At 53.9% G+C, this 22081-nt stretch carries 24 protein-coding genes and 1 pseudogene; 9 read left to right on the top strand and 16 right to left on the bottom strand.

The features are described 5' to 3' along the window. Positions 1–57 precede the first annotated feature (57 nt). The 10 genes from MWH02_RS09100 to MWH02_RS09145 all read right to left on the bottom strand — a co-directional run bounded on the left by MWH02_RS09100 (position 58) and on the right by MWH02_RS09145 (position 10338). Positions 58–1161 (bottom strand): NADH:flavin oxidoreductase/NADH oxidase, encoded by a 1104-nt coding sequence (locus MWH02_RS09100; RefSeq protein WP_101761475.1) that lies wholly within the window; start codon positions 1159–1161, stop codon positions 58–60. Positions 1162–1258: 97 nt separating this feature from the next. Next, the gene (locus tag MWH02_RS09105) at positions 1259–2539 is read right to left on the bottom strand and encodes a type II toxin-antitoxin system HipA family toxin (protein ID WP_217548198.1); all 1281 of its coding nucleotides are present in this window, start codon (positions 2537–2539) and stop codon (positions 1259–1261) included. 9 nt (positions 2540–2548) lie between these two features. Continuing rightward, entirely contained in the window at positions 2549–2998 is a 450-nt protein-coding gene (locus MWH02_RS09110) for a helix-turn-helix domain-containing protein (protein WP_271460411.1), read from the bottom strand. A 153-nt stretch (positions 2999–3151) separates the two neighbouring features. Beyond that, positions 3152–4537: an amidohydrolase family protein gene (locus MWH02_RS09115; protein ID WP_271460412.1), complete on the bottom strand. Its 1386-nt coding sequence runs from the start codon at positions 4535–4537 to the stop codon at positions 3152–3154. Continuing rightward, the gene (locus tag MWH02_RS09120; RefSeq protein WP_110866915.1) at positions 4534–5307 is read right to left on the bottom strand and encodes a cysteine hydrolase family protein; all 774 of its coding nucleotides are present in this window, start codon (positions 5305–5307) and stop codon (positions 4534–4536) included. The genes MWH02_RS09115 and MWH02_RS09120 overlap by 4 nt, the downstream gene beginning before the upstream one ends. Position 5308: 1 nt before the next feature. Further along, positions 5309–5731, bottom strand: a complete 423-nt coding sequence (locus tag MWH02_RS09125) for a cupin domain-containing protein (RefSeq protein WP_271460413.1) — start codon at positions 5729–5731, stop codon at positions 5309–5311. Positions 5732–5734: 3 nt separating this feature from the next. Next, a complete protein-coding gene (locus MWH02_RS09130) occupies positions 5735–6673 on the bottom strand; it encodes an ABC transporter permease (protein ID WP_210080321.1) in 939 nt (312 codons plus the stop codon). Continuing rightward, on the bottom strand, positions 6670–7785 hold the full coding sequence (locus MWH02_RS09135; RefSeq protein ID WP_271460414.1) for an ABC transporter permease: 1116 nt from the start codon (positions 7783–7785) through the stop codon (positions 6670–6672). Before MWH02_RS09135 ends, MWH02_RS09130 begins: the two co-directional genes overlap by 4 nt. After that, positions 7769–9322 carry an ABC transporter ATP-binding protein gene (locus MWH02_RS09140; RefSeq protein ID WP_271460415.1) on the bottom strand — a complete coding sequence of 518 codons (1554 nt, stop codon included), beginning with the start codon at positions 9320–9322 and terminating at the stop codon, positions 7769–7771. Before MWH02_RS09140 ends, MWH02_RS09135 begins: the two co-directional genes overlap by 17 nt. 5 nt (positions 9323–9327) lie before the next feature. Beyond that, positions 9328–10338 (bottom strand): BMP family protein, encoded by a 1011-nt coding sequence (locus MWH02_RS09145; RefSeq protein ID WP_271460416.1) that lies wholly within the window; start codon positions 10336–10338, stop codon positions 9328–9330. Between the two features lie 105 nt (positions 10339–10443). On the opposite strand from MWH02_RS09145, the gene MWH02_RS09150 reads away from it, so the two are divergent. After that, the gene (locus MWH02_RS09150) at positions 10444–11343 is read left to right on the top strand and encodes a LysR family transcriptional regulator (protein ID WP_101761485.1); all 900 of its coding nucleotides are present in this window, start codon (positions 10444–10446) and stop codon (positions 11341–11343) included. 47 nt (positions 11344–11390) lie between these two features. Here MWH02_RS09150 and MWH02_RS09155 read toward each other — a convergent pair whose 3' ends face one another. Together MWH02_RS09155 and MWH02_RS09160 are read right to left on the bottom strand one after the other, a co-directional pair. Continuing rightward, a complete protein-coding gene (locus MWH02_RS09155) occupies positions 11391–12206 on the bottom strand; it encodes a creatininase family protein (RefSeq protein ID WP_217548213.1) in 816 nt (271 codons plus the stop codon). A gap of 137 nt (positions 12207–12343) precedes the next feature. Beyond that, positions 12344–13267 carry a substrate-binding domain-containing protein gene (locus MWH02_RS09160; RefSeq protein WP_101761487.1) on the bottom strand — a complete coding sequence of 308 codons (924 nt, stop codon included), beginning with the start codon at positions 13265–13267 and terminating at the stop codon, positions 12344–12346. A 310-nt stretch (positions 13268–13577) separates the two neighbouring features. On the opposite strand from MWH02_RS09160, the gene MWH02_RS09165 reads away from it, so the two are divergent. Beyond that, entirely contained in the window at positions 13578–14582 is a 1005-nt protein-coding gene (locus MWH02_RS09165) for a LacI family DNA-binding transcriptional regulator (RefSeq protein WP_271460417.1), read from the top strand. A gap of 21 nt (positions 14583–14603) precedes the next feature. Here MWH02_RS09165 and MWH02_RS09170 read toward each other — a convergent pair whose 3' ends face one another. Next, positions 14604–15596, bottom strand: a complete 993-nt coding sequence (locus MWH02_RS09170; protein WP_271460418.1) for a sugar phosphate isomerase/epimerase family protein — start codon at positions 15594–15596, stop codon at positions 14604–14606. Positions 15597–15746: 150 nt separating this feature from the next. Beyond that, a complete protein-coding gene (locus tag MWH02_RS09175) occupies positions 15747–16352 on the bottom strand; it encodes a helix-turn-helix transcriptional regulator (protein ID WP_271460419.1) in 606 nt (201 codons plus the stop codon). Between the two features lie 396 nt (positions 16353–16748). Here MWH02_RS09175 and MWH02_RS09180 point away from each other — a divergent pair, with 396 nt between their 5' ends. Beyond that, positions 16749–17252, top strand: coding sequence for a GNAT family N-acetyltransferase (locus MWH02_RS09180; protein WP_217548546.1), 504 nt, complete (start codon positions 16749–16751; stop codon positions 17250–17252). 70 nt (positions 17253–17322) lie between these two features. Next, a complete protein-coding gene (locus MWH02_RS09185) occupies positions 17323–17766 on the top strand; it encodes a VOC family protein (RefSeq protein ID WP_271460420.1) in 444 nt (147 codons plus the stop codon). A gap of 101 nt (positions 17767–17867) precedes the next feature. Here the strand turns inward: MWH02_RS09185 and MWH02_RS09190 are convergent, their stop codons facing one another. After that, positions 17868–18317, bottom strand: a complete 450-nt coding sequence (locus MWH02_RS09190; protein ID WP_192234879.1) for an NUDIX hydrolase — start codon at positions 18315–18317, stop codon at positions 17868–17870. Positions 18318–18399: 82 nt separating this feature from the next. Here MWH02_RS09190 and MWH02_RS09195 point away from each other — a divergent pair. Further along, positions 18400–18732: pseudogene (locus tag MWH02_RS09195) on the top strand (LysR substrate-binding domain-containing protein); the annotation flags it as partial. Between the two features lie 27 nt (positions 18733–18759). Here MWH02_RS09195 and MWH02_RS09200 read toward each other — a convergent pair. Beyond that, positions 18760–19023, bottom strand: a complete 264-nt coding sequence (locus tag MWH02_RS09200; RefSeq protein ID WP_192412983.1) for a DUF2798 domain-containing protein — start codon at positions 19021–19023, stop codon at positions 18760–18762. Between the two features lie 128 nt (positions 19024–19151). Between MWH02_RS09200 and MWH02_RS09205 the strand changes: the two genes are divergently transcribed. The 4 genes from MWH02_RS09205 (at position 19152) to MWH02_RS09220 (ending at position 22078) form a co-directional block, all read left to right on the top strand. Then, entirely contained in the window at positions 19152–20069 is a 918-nt protein-coding gene (locus tag MWH02_RS09205; RefSeq protein WP_110866899.1) for a LysR family transcriptional regulator, read from the top strand. 95 nt (positions 20070–20164) lie between these two features. After that, positions 20165–20386, top strand: a complete 222-nt coding sequence (locus MWH02_RS09210) for a hypothetical protein (RefSeq protein WP_271460421.1) — start codon at positions 20165–20167, stop codon at positions 20384–20386. A 196-nt stretch (positions 20387–20582) separates the two neighbouring features. Continuing rightward, on the top strand, positions 20583–21131 hold the full coding sequence (gene paoA, locus MWH02_RS09215; protein ID WP_110866898.1) for an aldehyde dehydrogenase iron-sulfur subunit PaoA: 549 nt from the start codon (positions 20583–20585) through the stop codon (positions 21129–21131). Then, positions 21128–22078, top strand: coding sequence for an FAD binding domain-containing protein (locus MWH02_RS09220; RefSeq protein WP_271460422.1), 951 nt, complete (start codon positions 21128–21130; stop codon positions 22076–22078). The genes paoA and MWH02_RS09220 overlap by 4 nt, the downstream gene beginning before the upstream one ends. Positions 22079–22081: the final 3 nt, after the last annotated feature.

Raw genomic sequence — 22081 nt, forward strand, 5'->3', positions numbered from 1 at the left:
CCATAATGACGACCCTACGTTGGAGCGGTGCGCATTGATGCGCACCGGCTCAAATAATCACTTTTTATTCGAAATTAGCGTGCCTTTCAGGCCGTGCGGCTCGGAGCGCAGATACTGCGGTGGCGCTTTGGCCTGCGCGCCCAATTCAGCGGCGGCATGCCACGGCCAGCGCGGGTCGTAAAGTACTGCGCGCGCCAGCGCGATCAAATCTGCGTCACCTACCTGCAATGCTTGTTCTGCCTGCTTTGGTTCCGTAATCAAGCCTACGCCAATCACCGGAATCTTTACCTGTTTGCGGATGTCGCGTGCAAAAGGCAATTGATAACCGGGACCGACCGTGATTTTCTGCTGCGGTGACAAGCCGCCACTGGAGACGTGCACATAATCGCTGCCCGCCGCTTCGAGTTGCTGGCTGAAGACAATCGACTGCTCAACATCCCAGCCACCGTCAACCCAATCCGTTGCAGAGAGGCGCACACCTACCGCCACCGAATCTGGCACGGCGCTGCGCACCGCATGGAACACTTCCAGAGGGAAACGCAGACGATTCTCCAGCGAGCCGCCGTACTCATCCTCACGCTGGTTACTCAGTGGCGACAGGAACTGATGCAGCAAATAGCCGTGCGCAGCATGCAGTTCAATCAACTGGATACCGAGTTTCGCCGCACGCTGCGCGCTGTCAACGAAGGCCAGTTTCAGGCGCTCAAGATCCTGTTTACTTAGCGCAACCGGTGCGCGATCTTCAGGATTAAAGGCTTGCGCGGATGGTGCAACGGTTTGCCAGCCACCTTGCTCCAGCGACAGCTGATTGCCGCCCAGCCACGGCGCGGCGCAGGACGCTTTGCGTCCGGCGTGACCGAGTTGAATACCAATGGGAGTGTCAGAATAGTGACGGATATCTTGCAGAACGCTGGCTAAAGCCGCTTCCGTTGCATCATCCCACAAGCCTAAATCGCCCGGAGAAATACGTCCGGCGGCTTCCACTGCTGTCGCCTCAATGATCAGCAAACCGGCGCCGGAAAGTGCCAGTTGCCCGAGATGAATGCGGTGCCAGGCGCTGGCTTTGCCATCCTCCGCAGAGTATTGGCACATCGGCGCGATGACGATGCGATTATCGAGCGTTAACTTACCCAGTTGCGTCGTACTAAACAGTAAACTCATTGAAACCTCATCTTCAGTGGCTGAATGGCTTTAAGCTTAGGGCGAAAAGCGCATTTTGCAGAGGGCTATGAGTTTGAATGTTGTAGCAAAAAGTAAGTTAAGCGGAATGTGCCGCCGCAAGTCGAAACGCATCAGACATTTTTTCCTGCTCACGTTGTGATAACCCTAAATGTCTGGCGACCACGCGCCATTGCGCAACAATGCTGCTGAAGTTTTCTATGATAGTTTCGGCTTCAGATGCCTTCAGCCGGAAATAGGGCGCAACTTCACGCGCCAAATCGAGATCAAGCGCATTATCAGCTGCCGTCACATTTAATTTCAGACCATCAGCATAGGGCACTGGATTGAGATCGAAGGCGGCAGATAACCGCCAGCCCTTGCCTGGAACCAGAATAAATCCATGATTGCGCAGATGATCATCGGTGTTAGAGACCAGCATATTAAAGACAATCCGCGACCACAGCTCGCGTAAATCAGCATTGGTTTGGGAACCATGACGAATCAATACTTCCGCCAGTTCGAGATAACTTACTCCGGTGGATGCATCTTCGCCATCAGTATGGCCAGTCATGGTCATCGCGGAGGCAAAGTGCAGACGCTTCCCTTCGGGCGTGCGATCGAAACGGCGCACCATGAAACAGTGATAATCGCTGGCAAATTTTTTCGCCATGGCTGCGGCAACGTTAAGTTCACAAGCCGTGGCGAGAGCATTGACGACCATTTCCCATCCACCCACATCATATTCATCGCGGATGCTGGGGAACTTGGCGATAAATAGCTGACCTTGCTCATCAACCACACTAGCTTTGGGCCGTGCGCCACCCAGAGAACCGCCTGGAGCGATCAACATCCTGAGCCATTCATGTCCCTGAACAGCACGGTTATCCGGATCGCTTTCCAGCGCGCGGCTTGCACGTTCAAGTGCTGCGATTTCAGTAAATGGGGGAGCCGCAGTTTCCAATCTGTTATCAAGAAATTCCCCCTGATCCTCCAGCCGGTAACGTAAAGCACCCACGCGATACAGGTCATGAACCCCCAGTAAATAATCGGATTCAAACATGCGCGTGCCGGAAGGCAATAATCCGCCACGGATATCGCGTTCCAGGCGACGCTCCATCAATAAGCGTCCCCATCTGTCGGGGCTGGAGTCGCCAAACACACCAAATCCAGCACGATTGTTGGCAGGATATTGTGGCCCTTCGAATAAGTGGATGCCGGGATCTAACTGGATCAACATCAAATCGGGATCGCTAAGCGCTTGCGGATCATACTGAAATTCAAAAGATTCACGCGCCCGGCTGCGGCGAATATGCAGATAACCGAGACGTTTTGGTTGCTTGAGTCCGTTCCAGTCGGCGTAGACGCTAATCATGGTCATTGTCGGATCCTATTTTTTCTTCCCTGAAATTAGCAGTGAGGCGAGGCCGGTAGAGGTGACTGTCTGAGCGTTTTTTTGCTCAACTCCGCGCTCATTCGCCTCAGCTACCTGCGTGCTGTTCTCACCCTCATCAACCTTATACGCTGATTTAGCAGCAAATAATTTAGTCGTTGAGGTAAGACGTGCATCTTGCAGTTGGCGACCCAAAGTATCCTCAGCAGCCAGCAGATTGAGATCCTGTTCGAGTCCTAACACCTGCATCACAGCCAGATAGGCTCCGATAGTCACACCCGCGCTACCCGCTTCAAGCGAACGCAACGTCATCGGGGTCATTCCCGCGCGTTCCGCCACCTGTTTAGCCGTAAGTTTTCTTCTTTTACGAGCGAGTTTTAATCTCTCTCCAAAAGCGGCAAGCATTTCGTTCGTTTGAGGAAGAAGCAGAGAAGTTCGCTGTGCCATTGTGTCACTATTTTATCTTTAAATGGGGTTAATGGATAAAATATTAGCACTTTGTCGATCTGCATTCCATTTTTAATGATTAAAATAAAAACGAAAAAGTGTTAATAAATTAGCATTAAATGGACCTAAAAGATAAAATATTAGCACTTCAATTTAAAACGTCGCCGATCGCCAGCCGCGCGCTTTATCATTGCCGGTGCGCACCGCCAGTGAATGCGCTGCACGTTGCGAACGCGCCATCACCTCTTTTTGATTGAGCTGGGTAAACTCACCATTCCGCAGCAGATAAGCGCCATCAACAAACACATCGCTGACCTCGTGGCCGAGCGCCGAGTAGACCAACGATGAAACCGGATGATGGATTGGCGTCATCGCCGGATGCGAAGTATCAACGATCACCACATCGGCGCGTTTGCCGACTTCCAGCGAACCCACCAGATGTTCGAGGCCAATTGCCCGCGCACCATCGATGGTCGCCATCTCCAGCACTTTTTCCGCCGTCATAATGGTGGGATCGCGGTGCACGCCTTTTTGCAGCAGCGCCGCCACTTTCATCGCCTGAAAAAGGTTGTGATTGTTGCTGCTGGCCGGGCCGTCTGAACCCAAACCAACGGTTAAGCCGGCAGCCAGCATATCCGGAATCGGCGGCACGCCGGAAGCGAGGTAGAGATTGCTGCAGGGATTGTGCGACACGCGCGTGTCATGATGTTTAAGTGCGCGGATGTCGCGCGAATTGCACTGCACGCAATGCACCGCCAGCACATCCGGGCCGAGGAAGCCGATATCGCTGAGGAATTCGGTATCGCTGGCCTGAAAACGCAGCTTTGCCTGCTCGATCTCAAAATCGGTTTCCGCCACATGCGTAGTGATCAGCACGCCGGTTTCATCCGCCAGCTGGCGCGTGCCGCGCAGCACTTTCTCATCCAGCGCCCAAATCATGCTTGGTGCCAGACCGACTTTTACCCGGCCATCGACTTGGTGATAACGATCGATCACCGCGCGCGCATCGGCCAGCGCCTGTTCAGGCGTTTCGATCAGTTCGGCAGGAATACCGTGCTCAGCGCCGCTGGTGAGAAAACCGCGACACACATGACCGCGAATGCCGCTGACTTCAAAGGCCTCGATCACTTTGGCGGTTAATCCTCGGCGCGGATGCGCGTACATAAAATCGACCAGCGACGTGACGCCCGAACGCAGTGATTCCATGCAGCCGTGCAGCGCGGCGGCGTAAACATCTTCTTCTGTCAACGCTACGGCGCTGGGTCCGGTCATGCAGGTGAACCACTTTTTCAGCACCATGTCATCGCCGAGACCTTTCAGCAGCGTCTGAAACAGATGCGTATGCGTGTTCACCATGCCCGGCATAATAATGCGTTCGCGGCAGTCGATAATTTCGGCTTCAGGATAGCACTGCTGCAAAGCGTCGCGCGTGCCGATGGCGCGAATGGTCTTATCTTCAATCAGCAAACTGGCCTGTTCCAGAATCTCGCGTTGCGGATTCATGGTGATCATCCAGCCGTCAGCCAGCAGATAACTCATGAGGCGTTCTCCAGTTGCTGCTGTAATTCAGCGGCATTGACCACAAAACCAAAGCATTGCTGCACGTTATACAGCGTGGCATCGCGGCAATAAGCCGGCGAGGTGGTGGCGCTGCAATCTTCCAGCAGCAGGCAGTCGTAACCGCGAAAGTTGGCATCCTGTAAGGTGCAAAGCACGCACTGATCGACGTTAACACCGGCAAACAGCAGCGTGGTGACGTTGAGATTGCGCAGAATGCTGTCGAGTTCGCTGTCCTGAAAACCGGACATGCGGTATTTGTTGACGCGAATGTCATTGGCATCCGGCGTCAGTTCGTCCACCACTTCCGCCGCCCAGCTGCCGGCCTGCAACACCGGCGCGCCGGAAACCGGCAGCGGATCGCCTAATCCCACGCCATCACCGTTCGGGTTATAGACGTGCAGCAGCGCGGGGCTGAGATTGAGTTTATCAGCGCGATTGCCCCAATTGAGCCAAATCACCGGTACCTGAGCGGCGCGCAGCGTTGGCAGCAAGGCTTGCAGCGGTGCAATCGGCGCGCGCGCGGGCGTGACATCGACGCCGATATGCCCGAGCCAGCCTTCGGCATGACAGAAATCGTTCTGCATATCAATCACCAGGATAGCCGTGCGCTGCAGATCAAAAATCACTGAACGTTCACGCGATGTAAGCTGCACGCTGCGCGACACCTGCGCTGGACGCCGCGTATCAACCACTTGCGCTGAAACGCGCCACTGATTGTGTCGACTGCTGCCTAAAACGTTCTCCGGCATATCAGGCTCCCGTTAACACGCGGATATCTTCAGCATCGAGCGTGACAGGGTCACCGCTACGAATCAGTTCGGAGAAGCCTTCATTCGGCGTCATCACCGTCAGCGTATAGAGCTTGCTGCTGCCGGTGTTACGAATGGCGTGATCGTTACCCGGATGCAGCAGCAGGGAATCGCCTTTGCTTATCTCAAGTTCATCATCGTTGCAGCGCGCCACGCCTTCGCCGTGCAGCACATAGAAGAACTCGTGCGCGGTGGCGTGTTCATTCGGTGGCGTCGCGCCGCCGACGTTGAAGATCTCTACCACAAAGATGTTCTCAATGCCGTCTGACGGCTTGTCGAACAAGATGGCGAAATAGTTGCTGCTGTCCGCACTGATACGGAACGCCTTAACATCCGCAAGATTGTTGAAACGAAACGATTTCATAAATTATTCCTTTCGATAAGGCTGCGTTAATGCGCCGGGTTGCAATGTGCGTCCCACCACGCCGGACATCGCCAGGATGGTGAGCAAGTAAGGCAGCGCCAGCAGCACCTGCGGCGGCAGCGTGTTCTCAAACAGCTGTAGCGAGAGTTGCAGGGCATCTGCAGCGCCAAAGATAAAAGCGGCGACCAGCGCTTTAAGCGGGCTCCAGCGTCCAAAGATGACAATCGCCAGCGCGATAAAACCTTGCCCGCTGACGATGTTGTCGCGGAACAGGCCGATCTGCGCCGTGACCAAATAGCTGCCGGCTAACCCAGCGCCCACGCAGGAGAACAGCACGCCCCACGTGCGAATCTTCAACACGTTGAGCCCGGCGGCATGTGCCGCGCGCGGGTTTTCGCCCACCGCACGCAGCGATAGGCCGAAGCGGGTGTGAAACAGACCAAAGTGCGCCAGCACCGCCAGCAGCAAAGTGAGATAGAGCGGCAGCGGCTGCTGGAACAGAATCGGGCCAATAAAAGGCAGCGAAGAGAGCAGCGGCACATGCCAGGGTTCGAGCATTGGGATGGTAGGTGAGGATGCATTGCCCATCACCAGCGCGTAAATCCAGGTGGCTAATCCCGCTGCCAATATATTGAAGACGATGCCCACCACAATCTGGCTGGCATGGGCGCGCAGGTAGAGCGCCGCCAGCACGCAGCCAACCAGCAGTCCGCCGACGCCACCGGCGATAAAGCCCAGCGCGGTCGATCCGCTCTCAACCGCCGTCATGTAGCTGGAAAGCGCGCCCAGCAGAATAGTGCCTTCAATACCGATATTCAGTACGCCGGAGCGTTCGGCATAGATCTCGCCGAGCGCTGCCAGTAACACCGGACCGGCAAGGCGCACTGCGGCGGCCAGCCAACTGACGAAAAAAGCGGTATCGAGATTCATCCACAGATTCATGAGTGTTCCTCCGCCAGATGGCTGCGCGATTTACGCCCGCCGGGCAGGTTGATGCGGTAATAGCGCATCAGATCGCCCGCCAGAATCAGTAGCACCACAAGACTTTGCAGAATCAGCACCACCGATGTGGGCAAGCCAGTTTGGCGCTGCATGGCGCTACCGCCCACTTCCAGCCCGCCGTAGAGAATGGCGGTCGGGATCACCAGCAGCGGATTGAGGCGTGCCAGCAAAGCCACCACCACGCCGATAAAGCCGACGCCGCCGGAAATGCCTTCCATCAGGCGATGTTGCACGCCTAATACCGCGCACAATCCCGCCAGCGCCGCCAATCCTCCGCCGAGCAGCACCGCGCCCATTTGGCGGCGATTGACATCCACGCCGCTGTAGCGCGCCGCGCGCGGATTCAGCCCGGCAATTTTGATTTCGAAACCGACGGGCGTGGCACGCATCAGCCAGAAGACAAACAGCGTGGCGACTAGCGCGATGGCGATGCCCCAATGTGCGCGCATGCCGTTCATCACAAACGGCAGCCAGCTCTCCACCGGCAAACGTGGCGTCTGCGGCAGATCGCCCGGCGCGCGCATTGGGCCGGAAACCAGATACTGCACCATGAACAGCGCCACATAGTTGGCCATCAGCGAAATCAGCACATCGTTGCCGCCAAATTTTACCCGTAACGCGCCAACCCAACCGGCCCAAAGCGCGCCCGCAAGGAAGGCGGCAATCAGCACCATCGGCCAGTAGAGCAGCGCGGGAATCGTCCACGGAAAGCCCTGCGGCGTACCCGACAGCGCGATCCAGCTGGCCGCCGCGGCACCCAGCAGAAAACAGCCTTCGAAGCCGATATAACCGAGCCCGGCGCGCCACACAACGATGGTTGCCAGCGCGATCAGCATCAGCGGCGTGGATTGCACCAGGCTGAGACCGAAGCTGCGCAGCGAGCCAAAAGCGGCATCAAACAGGAAGCCATAAGCCGAGAGCGGATTGCCGCCAAACGGGATAAACAGCAAGCCGGCAATGATGAAAGCGGCAAGGATGCCGCAAAAACTGGTTAACACTAGCGCGCCGCTGGATTCGGCGGGCGCCAGACGTCGCTCAAGCAGCTTCTTCATGGTTGCCTCTGGTTTTTTTCAGGTGCGCGCCCGCCATCAGTTCGCCGAGGCGTTCTGGCGTGGCGTCGGCGGCGTCCATTTCTCCGGCAATCTGGCCACTGTACATCACCGCGATGCGATCGGAGAGATTGATGATCTCCTCCAGCTCGGCGGAGATCATCAGAATGGCGCAGCCGCGATCGCGCGCCGCCATCAAACCCTGCCACACGCTCTCAATCGCGCCGACATCCAGCCCGCGCGTAGGCTGTTCAACCACTAATAAGCAGGGATTGCTGGCGACTTCGCGCCCGAGAATCAACTTTTGCAGGTTACCGCCGGAGAGTTTTCCGGCTTCGAAATCGGCATCCGGCGTGCGTACCGCAAAGCGGGCGATGATGTCGCGCGCATGCTGGCTAATGCGCTGGCGATCCAACAGCCAGCCGCCCGCGCGGGTGAAGGTGCGCTGGCGGCCAAGCATGGCGTTATCGGTAATCGATAAATCGGTCACCGAACCGACGCCACGCCGATCCGCCGGAATAAAACTGATGCCTTTATGGCGGCGCGTAGCGGGGGAATCGTCGCTGATGTCTTCGCCATTCAGCAGAATGCGGCCTGCTTCCAGTTCACGCAGGTTAAGGAGCGCTTCCGCCAGCTCCGATTGACCGTTGCCTTCCACACCAGCAATGCCGAGGATTTCGCCGGCAGCGACGTTGAGCGACACGCGCCAGATTTTCTGCTGGCCGCTGGCATCACGCACTGCAATGCTCTCCACCTGCAACACGGTTTTGCCCGGCTGGCACGGCGTTTTTTCGACGCGCAGCACCACATCGCGCCCAACCATGCGGCGTGCCAGATCGCGTTCCGAAGTGTCTTTAATATCCACTGAATCCACCATTTTGCCGCCGCGCATCACCGAAACGTGATGGGCAATCGCCATGATTTCATACAGTTTGTGAGTGACAATCACTACCGAACGGCCTTCTGCGCACAGTGATTTCAGGGTAGCGAACAGGCCGGCTTTCTCCTGCGGCGTCAGCACCGCCGTCGGTTCGTCGAGAATCAGCACCTGCGCATCACGGTACAACAGCTTGAGGATCTCCACACGTTGCTGCACGCCGATCGGCAAATGCTGCACTTTCGCCCAGGGATCGATCGCCAGCCCGTGTTTATCCGATAGCGCCTGCAAACGCGCCGCCGCCGCGCGCAGATCAAGTACGCCGCTAGCGCCTTCTTTTAATCCCAGCACCACGTTTTCCACCACGCTCATCGGCTGCACCAGCATAAATTCCTGATGCACCATGCCAATGCCGCAGGCGATGGCATCGCTGGGATCGCGAAAACGCTGCGCCTGGCCATCCACCTCAATGCTGCCTTCATCGGCCTGATACAGGCCGTAAAGGATTTGCATCAGCGTGCTTTTGCCCGCGCCGTTTTCACCCAGCAGCGCGTGGATTTCGCCGGCTTTAATGCTGAGCGACACGTCATCATTGGCCACCACGCGCGCAAAGCGTTTGGTGATGTTTTTCAGCGCGACGCGGATATTTGCTATTGCTGTCATGATGGTTAAACCACTGGCTTCAGCGCGCCGCTATCAAGCTGCTGCCAGATCTGCTGGAAGCTAGCCCATGCGCTGGCACTCACCAGTTTGGCGTTGTAATGTTCGCTGCCATTGACCACCGACCAGGCTTTGCCAACGGTGGGGTGCCATTCGTCGCCGCCTTTGAAGGTTTTATTCGCCACCGACTCGCCAACCTGTTCCACCATCCAGTCGAGGTTCTGGCGGAAGCTGCAGGCAACATAATCGGGCGCGACATCACGCTGATCGACATAGCAGCCGATAGCTTTGACTTTCGCCGCTGCCGCGCCTTGCATCGCGCCGAGGCCGGTGACGTCTGCGGCATGCCAAATCACATCCGCGCCGTTGCCAATCATGGTGGTGGCAGCTTCACGGCCTTTGGCGGCGTTGTCGTAATCGCCGGTCACCACGCCCATGCCTTTGATGCCCGGACGGGTTTTCTCAGCGGCCTGAATAAAGGCGCGCATCATTGCCTGCTGCGTGGGATTATCGCCGCCGCCCACAAAGCCGACCGCTTTGCCTTTTGCGGAGATCAGCGCCGCCAGCGCACCGGCGGCATAGGCGCCTTGCAGATAGGCGAGGTTGACGTATTCCACGTTGTCCGGTGATTTTTCGCCTGGCTTGAAGGTGGACGCGAAGAAATAGGTGTCAGGATATTCTGGCGCGATTTCGGCAAACGCCGAGCCGTATTCAAAGCTGTGGCCAATGATCAGCGTGTAACCGTCATCGGCGTAGCCACGTATGGTTTGATCCATCTGCGCCTGCGACACGCTTTCGCTGTGCGCCACGCTGAAACCGGCTTTTTGCAGGCTCTGCAATCCGGCATACGCCAGCGAACTCCAGCCGCCATCGGCAACCGAGCCGGGCAACAGCAGGGCGATTTTTATGGTGTTATTCGCCGCCATCGCTTTGCGCGACAACATCGGTGCCAGCGCGGGTAACAACAGTGCGCCAGCCACTAACTTCGCAAACTTTCTGCGGGATACGTCTGCCATCATGTGTTCTCCTGGTGTGGTTTTGATGTATTAATCACCGGAAGAGCATTATCTTAAAAGCATCATTTTTAGTACTTACCGATGCCTAAAAGGCAACGTAGGGGGAATATGCTGCAACATCGTTTGTTTGTGTATATCGATCAGGTGGCGCGCAGCGGTTCAATTCGCAAAGCGGCTGAACGGCTACACATCTCCGCGTCGGCGATTAACCGCCAGCTGATTGCGCTGGAAGAGGAGCTTGGCACGCCGCTGTTTCAGCGTTTGCCGCGCAAAATGATCCTTACCGCCGCCGGTGAAGCGCTGATTCATCATGTGCGTCAGAGCTTTAAAGAGATTGAAATCGCGCAGATGAAAATCGAAGAGCTGAAAGGACTGCGGCGCGGCGAAGTGACGGTAGCAATGATGAGCGGATTAGCAGCAAACCTGATTCCGCGCGTGGCAGCGGAGTTTCGCCGCGCCAATCCGCGGGTGAAATTGCTGCTGCAACAACTCACCACCGGCGAGAACATCACTAACGCGGTGGCAAGTGGCGAGGCCGATTTGGGGATTGGATTTGATTTCGACCTGCAGCCGGTGCATCGCAATATTGCCAGCGTGCCGGTGCGATTGGGCGCGGTGGTGGGCGCGGGGCACCCGCTGGCGGAGAAATCCAGTTTACGTTTGAGTGATTGCTTGCCGTATCCGGTGGTGATTGCCGACAAATCGATGGTGATTCGGCCTTACCTAAATGAAGTGTTCGCGCGTGCCTCGATCAATATGCAGCCAGTTATTGAAACCAATTCGATCGAGGTGATGCGCCAGTCGGCGATGATGGATCAAACCCTCACGTTTCTCACGCCGATTGATATTGAATCTGACCAGCGCAGCGGCCGGTTAATCTATATTCCGGTGCGTGAACTGGCCCAGCACACGCAAACGCTGATGTTGATCGGCCACGATCGTGGTACCAGCGCGATTGGTAGCGTGTTCGCCGAAACCATTAAAGGGATGATGTCGGAATTGCGTTAATCGTAGGGTGCGCATTAATGCGCACTTGGTCACCTTACATGGCGACCCTACGAGAATGCGGTGCAATCGGTCAGGAAATGAATATCGAAATCGTTCACTTCGCGTGCCAGCTTTAGCAGCGCATGTGCAGCACGATCGGTGGCAATCGCACCGCGCTCAGCATCCGCCGCTGCGGCGTTGCCGGTAGCACCAGACAGATGCAGATCCTGCGCCATCCAGCCAAAACCAATGCCGCCTTCCGGCGTTAAAATACCGCCGGTCGCTTCAAGCGCCACCGAAGTGGAAACGAAATGAGCGGCGTGCTGCATCTGCACCAGTTCAGGGTGCAAATGCAGCATCATGCTGGTTTCTGATTCACCGCCGTGAATGCCGTGATTAAGTTCATGCGCGCTGTAGAGATCCGATGCATCAATGGTACGGAACCAGCTGGCGCTGACGGCAAACATGCCCAGTTCGATGCGCAGCTGGCGACAGACGATCTCCACCAGCTGCGGCTGTCCGCCGTGTGAGTTCCAGAAAATCAGCTTGCGAATTCCGGCGCGCCAGGCGCTTTTCGCGACTTCGAACCACACTTTGCCTAACACGTCATACGGCAGCGAAAGGGTGCCGGGATAGGCAAGATGTTCATCCGATTTACCCATCGGCAGCGCGGGCAGCACCAGCAACGGAAGATCGTCGGGCAATAATTCCACCGCGCGTTGAATAATGCCGGCGTTGATCGCCGCATCCACACGCACCGGCAGATGCGGGCCATGTTGTTCAACTGCGCCAATCGGCAGCACGGCGACGATATTCGCCATATCAAGTTCACTGAATTCCCGGGTTGAGAGATCCCACCACCAGGGCGAAGACGGTTTGAGCATGTTGACCTCCATTTTTAACCCCAACATAGCGGGTTAATAGTGCAATGGAAGCAACAAAATTCGCACTTAGCGTTGCTTTAAAGGCAATGGTCATAAGCAGGTCGCCATGAATGATCGGCGACCCAACAAGAGCGGCGTTACTTCTGATTTTTACTGGTGAATTCCTGATAATTTTCTTTGGTCACCGTCTGGTATGGCACCCAGTTGTAGGCTTCGGTCTTTTTACCGCTCAGCATGTCGTAAGCCACATCGACTGCACCGGTCGCCTGGCCTTTCGCATCCTGGAAGATCGTCACCGCCATTTTGCCGTTCTTAATAAACTGCAAACCATCCGGCGTGCCGTCGATGCCGGCGACTAACACATTGTTTTTCTTCAACTGATCGAGCGCCATAATCGCCCCGATCGCCATTTCATCGTTGTTCGCGATGATGGCGTTGATATCATTCCCATCCTGCAACCATGACAGGGTTTTATCGACCGCTTCGTTGCGCTGCCAGTTGGCGCTCTGTTTCTGAATCACTTTCAGGCCGGGATGATCCTTCACATAATCTTCAACCGCTTTGGTGCGCTGACGTGCTTCTTCGGTGGAGAGGGCGCCCATCAGAATGGCGATATTTCCTTTGTTATCCAGACGTTTGGCTAAAGCTTCGATCTCCATTTTGCCGCTTAACGCTGAGTCGGAACCGACATAGGCCATTTTACCGGTCAGTTTCACTTCGGGTTTACGGTTCACGAAGATCAGCGGGATATTGGCTTTTTGCGCGGCGGCGATCACCGGCATTACGCCTTGCGTATCCACCGGGTTGATGATGATCGCGTCTGCGCCCTGATTGATGAAATCATCCACCTGCTGGATTTGCAGAGATACATCGCCTTTGGCATCGGCAAACTGGCTGTTAAGCCCTTTGTCTTTAAGCTGCTTTTCCATCTGGCTTCGTAAGATGGAAACAAAATTGAGATCGAGATTAGCCAGAGCGACGCCAACCATGTAGGTTTTCGCCTGGGTAGTGAACACACTGAGCAAACCGCAGATAAGCATTAGTACTTTGAATAATTTCATTTTTTTATCTCTGTAGGGGAGGTTTCAATTATTTTGCATCCGGGTGCAAAATCAACGGGATGAGTCCCGCTGATTGACATCATGTTCAGACGGACAACGCGATGTGCTGCATTCACTCTCTGGCACGGTTGAAAAATAGTCAACGCAGCAAAAAGCGATTTCATCACCACGATCACAAAAACATCACGATTTGCACCCGAGTGCATTAAAAAAATGCAACCGGGTTCAAAGTTTGCAAAAATCGCCTCTTGCTTACATGAGGAATCGCTCTATGCTCGCTTTTTGCCAGCTAATTTGCGGAAGGGAGCCGATGACGAGAACAGTAAAAAAAGCCACGGCCAGCGATGTGGCGCTTCTTGCCGGCGTATCGAAATGGACGGTATCGCGCGCGTTTATGCCCGGCGCTTCAATCTCTGAGAAGGCGCGCGAGAAGGTGATGCGCATCGCTAAAGAGCTGGGATATCGGCCCAATTTGCTGGCGCGTAGTCTGGTAAAGAAGAAAACGCATATTATTGGCGTGGTGATCGACGAGCTGAAAAATCCGCATACGCTGATGATTCTCAATGAAGCTACGCAGCAGCTACAACGTCGCGGCTATATGGCGTTGATCCTCAACATCACCGACGGCGAGCCGTATCGTTCGGTAATGACGCAGGCGGATCAATTGCAGATCGACGGCATTTTGTTTCTCGGTACGGTGTTATCGGCACAGCTGATTACGCTGGTGGAGGATATGTACAACATTCCGCTGGTGCAGCTGTGCCGCAATACGCATGCGCAGGGCATCGATGTGGTGGCGATTGATGGTTATGCCGCCGGCCAGCAGATCGCCGAGCTGTTGCTGGCGCAGGGCGCGCAACGGTTTGGTTTTATGCAAGGTCCGGATACACCAACGTCACATCTGCTGCGCAAAGAGGGATTTGAAGCGACGCTGCAACAAGCGGGCTGTCAAATTGATGTGTTGCTTAAAGCCGGCAGCTACGATCGTGCACGCAGCTGGCAAGCGATGAGCGATTATCTGCATCAACCGGATGCGCCCGCAATTGATGCGCTGTTCTGTGAAAACGATGTGCTGGCGCTCGGCGCGATGGAAGCGATGCGCGCCGCCCCGACCAGGCCAAGGATTGCGGTGGTGGGATTCGATGATATTGAAGAAGCCAGCGCGCCAGGCTGCCAACTCACCACCTTTAGCCAACGTATTGATCTGCTGATCGCCGAAGCGTTAAACCGATTGATTGATGGTCGCGAGAGTGCGGATGAGCATTGGCGGCGGGGTGAAATGCGAGTACGGCGTTCGCATTTGAGGTCGCCATAAATGACGACCCACGACGTAAAATTACTGTTCTATGCTGGTCAGCAACGCATTCTGAATAATCCTCTGCGCTTTTAGCGGGTTTTGCTCACGCTGCGCTTCTTGCAACGCGGCGATATCCAGCTTATCCAGCGCGCGATAGATATGTTTGAGGAAGCGAATCGACAGATTGGCGGCTTCAACATGATCTTCACGGAACGGGAATTGATCAAGCTGCCACACGCCGTCCCAGTTATTGATCTTCAGAACATAGAAGAACTCAAAAATCTCGGTCATGTGCACGGTACCGACCACCAGATCGTCATCCCAGCCGCGCAGGTTGTCGTTGACGTCCATACCAAACAGACGACCACGATCGATAATCAGCTGGGCGGAATCCGCTGGGGATTCACCGGCAAACAGTGCATGACCAAAATCGAGCAGCACGCCAACGTTATCCAGTCCAATATCCTCAATGCCGAGCAGCGTACGCGCAGCTGAATCCCAGGTCATTTTCACGCGTGGTTCACGCGGTTTGTACTCGATAGCAAATTTGACGTCTGGATTGGCGCTCGCCAGTCCGCGCATACCCTCTACGGCCATCTTCCACAGGTTTTTATGATCGACCTGGAACGGATAATCCCAGCCATCCTGACCCGGCCAGACTTTCACGTAGTTAGCCCCCAGCTCACGCACTACGGTGGCGGCTTCGTGCATTAAATCAAACGCCTGTTGGCGAATGGCGGCGTCGGGATTGGTGAAAGCACCGCGTGAAAAGCGGCGCAGATAGATTTCTGGCGTCACGCCAATGGCTTTCAATCCGGCATCGGCGAGCGCTTGTTTAACCTGCGCTACGGTTACGCCTTCGGTGAAGGGATAGGGCACATCAACATAGGATAGGTCCTCGACGCTGCCAGCGAGTTTAATCTGATCGAGGGTGCTAAGCGCTGGCCCGTAACCATCTACGGCGTAGCGATCAATATAGTTGGCGAAGTGCCACAATCCGGCACCGAATTTCGGATACGTGTAGGAACTCATTTGACCTTCTCCTCAGATGATTGCGTCATTGAATATATATTCATATATGGTTATATATTCCATTCTGCGCCTCGGCGTGCGCAGTTAACCAGCAATCATTGACGGAAATGCAACCGCAATCACACAATATTCGATGCCATGCCCCTTTGTTCAAACCGGTTTGCTGTGATATCCCATCCGGCTTAACCGGCTGAATAACTCTTTATTATTGGCGCAGTTGAGCTTGCGAATAATACTCTGCCGATGATGGCTGATGGTTTTACAACTGAGATGCAGTTTGTATCCAATATCGGTGAGATTGCTGGTTTGCCCCAGCATGCGCAATAAGCCGAACTCCCGCGCTGAAAGGGTTTGCTTGGTGCGGCGAACACCCGCCTCAAATTCTGTAGCCAACGGTAAACCTAATACAGCATCAGAAAGCGCTTTCAGACTGCACTTTTTCGAAAGAAAAGTAACACCTGGCAGCAAACTGACCACATAGCTAATGACCGCTTTCTCATGCAAATCGGTTAGCACGATAATTCGCGTGTCTGGAGAAGTTCGTTGGACTTTTAGCAACAATTCGGTAAAGAATTGCACATCGCGGCCATAAGCGGTTAATTCACTGATGAGCAAATCCGTTCCTGCGATCTTACTCAGCGCTGAGTCAATATCGTCACTATCTATATTTTTTACATGAATAAATTTCCCGGCAAAATAACGCGAAATCCCTTCAGTAATCCATTTGTTATTGTCTATCAGCGTTAATGACAACATAGTTATCCCCATCTTTATTATGCTGGCATTAAAGCGCGATCCCGGTGCTATGAATATCGGACTGGGGAAGGGAGGTTTGTACGAAATTTCCCAAATTCGCGATTACAGATTTAAAGGCATGTCAGTGTTGTTGAGATATAACCGCTGGGTGAACGTATGGCCGCGCTGGGCGTTAGCCTTGCATCGGGCTTGCCACTGGAAAAAATGTGCAACGAAAATAAGAACATAAAGCGATGCACAGCCAGGAAAGGCAGCGGGTGGTATATCAGCCTGGCGCGTTTCATTTGCTGTTGGGTAAAATAGCCGACATAGTTAACTGGCGCAGCAGCTGGATATTTCTGAAGCGTCACCGTATGCGATGACGCTGGTGTAGGCTCTTCATTAAGTGGAGGAATGATGGAATTAGAAACAACCCGACTGCGGCTGGAACCCTTTGAGCTGGCGCATTTTGACGGACTGCGAGCGATGGAAAGCGATCCGGAAATTATGCGTTACATCAGCAATGGCGTAGTTAAAACGCCAGAAGAGACCCTGACGAGTATCGAACGCGTTCAATCGCGCTGGCAGCAATATGGTTTTTCCTGGTGGGCGATGCGGGAAAAAGAGTCTGGCGAAATCGTCGGTGCTTGCTGTCTGCAGCATTTAGCCAATCAGGATGGTGCGCCTTTGGAAATTGGCTGGCGTCTCAATGCCAATTATCACGGTAAAGGTTTTGCCACCGAAGCCGCACAGGCGATAGTTAAGTTTGCGGTAGAAAAGGTTGGCGTTAAATATTTGGTTGCGGTGGCCGATCCTGAGAATGCCGCTTCGCAGAAGGTGATGCAGCGGCTTGGCATGACCTACAAAGCGATTGAGCAACACTACGATGTGCCTTGCGTGGTGTATGAGCTTCATCTTTAGGCATTCGTGAACAAGTGCCATCAACATTTTATGTCATATTCCAATTCTTCTTATTTTACAGGATTGGAATATGAAAGAGCACGATATTGGTTTTAGCCACATAGCGCTGCAAGTGAGAGATATAGAACGCAGCATCGATTTCTATCAACGTTACGCAGGGATGCAGGTGATCCATGAGCGGGCATCAGGCATTGCAGAAGCGCAAAAAGTCGCATGGCTTTCTGATTTAACGCGTCCATTTGCGTTGGTGTTGGTGCAATCTCAAACCACAGTGGATACGCCTCTGGGTCCGTTTGGTCATATAGGCGTTGCGTATGACAGTAAAGAAGAGATTGATGCCAGGGTTGCTCAGGCTGAATGCGAAGGTGTGTTACGCCGCCCAGCGCAACAATCAGCCGCTCCCGTCGGTTATTGGGCATTCTTCGCCGATCCCGACGGCAACACGCTTGAACTTTCATACGGCCAACAGATTGGGCTTGAGATTATTACCAGCCGCCTTAACGCGGGTGTTTAACCTAAAACGTCACTTGAAAGGGTGACGGTTGATATCGGGTTTAGACGTGGTATGAGTGCGCGATGAGATGCTTGATTTAACATAATCATGATTATGCGCACTTAGATTGATGAGGCAATTGAGCAGATATCAGGAATATTTGAGGGATAAACAACGTCGTCAGTATTTCGAAGTTCATTAAGATCCCACCAATGATAACTATTGATGACTGATTTTTCATTTTCAGTCCATCCGCTGGTACTGATATCTTCATCGCCTATTTTAATAAAATAAAATCGCTCATGTGCCAGAACCACCTCACCGCTGGGCAGAGTCATTTCAAAGGTTCTCTCCGTTAACGCCTGTCCTACATCATTAACATAAATGCCTGTTTCTTCTCTAAGTTCCCGAATGGCTGCCTGCTCAAAAGTCTCTTCTGATTCCACGCCTCCACCGGGAGTTGCCCAATATACTTTACCTGCCAGCGCATCCTTCTCATGCCTGAACTTGAATAATAAGACCTGATTGAGGGAGTTCATAATAAGCAAACGCGCAGAATCACGGGTACGCAATGGATAATTCCTTTTTCATTTTCAATGCAGGTCAGCATAACTGATTTTGAGGATAAAAATAAAATAGAGCCAAAGTTAAATCATATGTTATTACAGAATATTGGACATCTCAGGTTTGCAAGTTTCAACACCCGAAGGTGAGAGCGTAGTCTTCAACGTACATAGTCCTGCCATGATCATGGCTGACAACGCTGCTTCGCTCTTGGCTTTTGCTCTTGGAGGGGCTGGTGTTGCCCTCTTACCTGCCTGGCTTGTGCAGGAAGAGTTGCGCCTGGGGAATTTGATCCAACTACTGCCAGATCATCATTTTCCCCGTCAAGGAATTTATGCGCTTTACCCCAACACGCGCCATGTACCTGAAAAAGTACGAGCGTTCATCAATTTTTTACAGAGCAGAGTTGGAAGCCCCCAATAAAACTGATGTGAGGGAACATCAAACGACTCAATGACCATGCACCGTTAATCCCACCAACCGAACCACAATCGGGCGCACTACCAGTATGCAAACAAAAGCCGCGGGCATCGCAACTTGATATGCATTCATCACATTTTCCATATAATGCGGCCCGATGCCAAATTCGGCGAAGGTAATGACCAGGCTCATCAGAAACGCCATGATTGTCGCCATATACAGCGCGAAGATGTAAGGTGAAACGTGCTTTGGCAGGCGTAGACGAGCACTACTTTTCTCGGTTGCTATTGTCATAGCGTGATCCTTTTCAGTAAGTTTAAGCAAAACAGCCGCTAACCTATCAAGTGAATCAGGATGCGAGTAGAACGCTTCTGCTTTAATCATTATTAAGTAAAAGTAACGAATCACGCATTGAGGGATCTATGGATTTACTGGGGTTGATCAACACTTTTATTCGCGTAGTTGAGAACGGCAGCATTGCCGCCGCCGCGCGGGCGAAAGGAATGAGTCCAGCGGCGGTAAGCCAAAGTGTTGCGCGTCTGGAGACGCATTTGGGTGTGCGGCTGCTTTCCCGCACTACCCGCAGCATGACGTTAACCGAAAGCGGTAAACGCTATTTCGAAAAAGTCCGACACATTCCCCATGATATTGACCTTGCCTCGCAGGCCGCAGCGATTGAAACCAAACCGCAGGGTTCGCTTTGCATCGCCACCACGGCGGCATTTGGCAGACACGTTCTCGCCCCACTGATGCCTGCCTTTAAACAAACTTACCCCGATATTGATATCGAACTGATCAGTACCGATCGCAATGTTGACCACCGCCTGGAAGGCGTTGACGTCAGTATTCGTATTGAGGCGCAACTGAACGATCAATTGATCGCCCGCAAAATTGCCTCATTACCCTTTATCTTCTGCGCGGCACCCGCTTATCTGGCGCGTGCGGGCATCCCTAAAACGCCTGAAGATCTGAGCCAGCACGCCTGTTTGGTTTTCCGCTATCCAACCGACGGACGCTTTCTTCCGTGGACGTTTATGGTCAATGGCCAGCCGGTGAATGCAAAGCTCAACCCAGAATTCATCAGCGATGATATTGATATCATCGCGAAAATTGCCGAAAACGGCGGTGGAATTGCCCGGCTGGCGAGTTTTATTGCTCAGCCGTTGCTCGAGAGTGGTCAACTAATACCTTTATTCCACTCAGATCAAGGTGAGAAAAGCGACGTGGTGGCTTCACCGATGAATATTTATGCTTGCGTCAACGAGCGTTCGGCGCTGAATGCAAAGGTAAGAGCGTTTATTGCCTTTCTGGAACAACAACTCGCCGAAAGCGTTGATTAACTCCATAATATTGGGTGTTAAAGTCATTTTTGGACGTTAAGCCACAATATGCTGGATTTAACTCTTAGCAAACCCGAAGAAATCGTCAAGCTGTTATGGGTTGCGCAGAGATTAAACGCGCTCACCTGGTAGCGCTCGGGCAACAGGAAACTGAACTCACGCCAGCGCAGGCAGGCGATATCATCGATAATTACTGCTCGGTTGCATCTGGCTTTGCCCGCAAAGCGGCCGATATGTTCCCAGAGCAAATCACTGCGGAAACGCTGCGCTTTCTCCAGGCGCGCATTGACGAAAATATCAAAAACCTGGCGAAATAGTTAGCCGCTACGGCCCTGGAGAAGCGCCGTTTTCGCGGGCTATTCACCGCCCTAACCTGCTTTTATTACTTCCGCTCATAAACCCATTTAGTGATTACGGATAATGCTTTCGCAGATGCCGACTATGCTTACCCTTCTAAAACCATACAAAAATAAGTTGTACCCCAACATTTAACCCTTTTACTGGAGGTTTGGCATGAGCAGCCAACACTTAACAACACCTGTGCCGTCAATGGTGCCGATCAGCTTCAAAGTCAACGGTATACAGCAGCAATTAAACGTTGATACCCGCACTACGCTGCTGGACGCATTGCGTGAGCACCTGCATTTGACCGGCACCAAAAAAGGCTGCGATCACGGCCAATGTGGTGCCTGTACAGTGATGGTCAACGGACGTCGCATCAACGCGTGCCTGACCTTAGCGGTGATGCAGCAGGATGCAGAAATCACCACCATTGAAGGTTTGGGAAATCCGGATGAGCTGCATCCCTTGCAGGCGGCGTTCATCAAACATGATGGTTACCAGTGCGGCTACTGCACACCTGGGCAAATATGTTCATCGATGGCGGTGCTGGAAGAGATCAAAGCGGGCATTCCCAGCCACGTCACCCACGATCTGGTTTCCGCGCCCAACGTGACTGCGGATGAAATTCGTGAGCGCATGAGTGGCAATATCTGCCGCTGCGGTGCCTATTCCAACATTCTTGCGGCGATTGAAGAGTACGCGGAGGGTCTGGAATCATGAAAGCCTTCACTTACCAGCGGGTCAAAACCCCGGCTGAAGCCGCTACCAGCGCCCAGCAACATACCAATGCCAAATTCATCGCCGGCGGCACCAATCTGCTCGATCTGATGAAGCTGGAGATTGAGACGCCCGCGCATCTTATTGATGTGAATGGGCTTGAGCTGGACAAAATCGAGGCCACAGCCGATGGCGGATTACGCATCGGCGCATTGGTGCGTAACACCGATCTGGCGGCCGATGCGCGTATTCGCCGTGATTATGGCGTGCTGTCGCGCGCGTTAGTGGCTGGCGCTTCCGGCCAGTTACGTAATCAGGCGACAACCGCAGGTAATCTGCTGCAGCGCACGCGTTGCCCCTACTTCTATGACACCAACCAACCGTGCAACAAACGTTTACCCGGCAGCGGCTGCGCGGCGCTGGATGGCTTCAGTCGCCAGCATGCGGTGGTCGGAACCAGCCAGGCCTGTATCGCCACCCATCCGAGCGATATGGCGGTGGCGATGCGTTTGCTGGATGCGGTAGTGGAAACGGTCAGCCCGGATGGGCGAGAGCGCAAAATCCCGATTGCTGAATTCTATCGTGCGCCTGGCAATACGCCGCATCTGGAAACCGTGCTCACTCCTGGCGAGCTGATAGTGGCCGTTACACTGCCGGCTCCGCTGGGCGGCACGCACATTTACCGCAAGGTGCGCGACCGCGCGTCCTACGCTTTTGCGCTGGTCTCTGTTGCCGCCATCATTCAGCCGGATAAATCCGGTCGCTTGGCGCTCGGTGGCGTGGCACATCAGCCGTGGCGGTTGGAAGAGGCGGATAATGCGCTGATTCAGGGCGCGCAGGCAGTGAGCGATCGGCTGTTCGCCACGGCGCAACCTACCGCTGAAAACGAGTTTAAGATCATTCTGGCGCAGCGAACGCTCGCTTCCGTATTGGCAGAAGCGAGGGGATAACTG

The organism is Pantoea leporis (genome assembly GCF_028048155.1).
Classification (GTDB): Bacteria; Pseudomonadota; Gammaproteobacteria; order Enterobacterales; family Enterobacteriaceae; genus Pantoea; species Pantoea leporis.

Coding starts and splice junctions, on each gene's coding strand:
- MWH02_RS09160 (WP_101761487.1), bottom strand. CDS start 13,267: ATGAAATTATTCAAAGTACTAATGCTTATCTGCGGTTTGCTCAGTGTG.
- MWH02_RS09120 (WP_110866915.1), bottom strand. CDS start 5,307: ATGCCGGAGAACGTTTTAGGCAGCAGTCGACACAATCAGTGGCGCGTT.
- MWH02_RS09105 (WP_217548198.1), bottom strand. CDS start 2,539: ATGACCATGATTAGCGTCTACGCCGACTGGAACGGACTCAAGCAACCA.
- MWH02_RS09145 (WP_271460416.1), bottom strand. CDS start 10,338: ATGATGGCAGACGTATCCCGCAGAAAGTTTGCGAAGTTAGTGGCTGGC.
- MWH02_RS09110 (WP_271460411.1), bottom strand. CDS start 2,998: ATGGCACAGCGAACTTCTCTGCTTCTTCCTCAAACGAACGAAATGCTT.
- MWH02_RS09180 (WP_217548546.1), top strand. CDS start 16,749: ATGGAATTAGAAACAACCCGACTGCGGCTGGAACCCTTTGAGCTGGCG.
- MWH02_RS09130 (WP_210080321.1), bottom strand. CDS start 6,673: ATGAATCTGTGGATGAATCTCGATACCGCTTTTTTCGTCAGTTGGCTG.
- paoA (WP_110866898.1), top strand. CDS start 20,583: ATGAGCAGCCAACACTTAACAACACCTGTGCCGTCAATGGTGCCGATC.
- MWH02_RS09175 (WP_271460419.1), bottom strand. CDS start 16,352: ATGTTGTCATTAACGCTGATAGACAATAACAAATGGATTACTGAAGGG.
- MWH02_RS09150 (WP_101761485.1), top strand. CDS start 10,444: ATGCTGCAACATCGTTTGTTTGTGTATATCGATCAGGTGGCGCGCAGC.
- MWH02_RS09200 (WP_192412983.1), bottom strand. CDS start 19,023: ATGACAATAGCAACCGAGAAAAGTAGTGCTCGTCTACGCCTGCCAAAG.
- MWH02_RS09210 (WP_271460421.1), top strand. CDS start 20,165: ATGGGTTGCGCAGAGATTAAACGCGCTCACCTGGTAGCGCTCGGGCAA.
- MWH02_RS09100 (WP_101761475.1), bottom strand. CDS start 1,161: ATGAGTTTACTGTTTAGTACGACGCAACTGGGTAAGTTAACGCTCGAT.
- MWH02_RS09155 (WP_217548213.1), bottom strand. CDS start 12,206: ATGCTCAAACCGTCTTCGCCCTGGTGGTGGGATCTCTCAACCCGGGAA.
- MWH02_RS09125 (WP_271460413.1), bottom strand. CDS start 5,731: ATGAAATCGTTTCGTTTCAACAATCTTGCGGATGTTAAGGCGTTCCGT.
- MWH02_RS09170 (WP_271460418.1), bottom strand. CDS start 15,596: ATGAGTTCCTACACGTATCCGAAATTCGGTGCCGGATTGTGGCACTTC.
- MWH02_RS09135 (WP_271460414.1), bottom strand. CDS start 7,785: ATGAAGAAGCTGCTTGAGCGACGTCTGGCGCCCGCCGAATCCAGCGGC.
- MWH02_RS09220 (WP_271460422.1), top strand. CDS start 21,128: ATGAAAGCCTTCACTTACCAGCGGGTCAAAACCCCGGCTGAAGCCGCT.
- MWH02_RS09185 (WP_271460420.1), top strand. CDS start 17,323: ATGAAAGAGCACGATATTGGTTTTAGCCACATAGCGCTGCAAGTGAGA.
- MWH02_RS09115 (WP_271460412.1), bottom strand. CDS start 4,537: ATGAGTTATCTGCTGGCTGACGGCTGGATGATCACCATGAATCCGCAA.
- MWH02_RS09205 (WP_110866899.1), top strand. CDS start 19,152: ATGGATTTACTGGGGTTGATCAACACTTTTATTCGCGTAGTTGAGAAC.
- MWH02_RS09165 (WP_271460417.1), top strand. CDS start 13,578: ATGACGAGAACAGTAAAAAAAGCCACGGCCAGCGATGTGGCGCTTCTT.
- MWH02_RS09140 (WP_271460415.1), bottom strand. CDS start 9,322: ATGACAGCAATAGCAAATATCCGCGTCGCGCTGAAAAACATCACCAAA.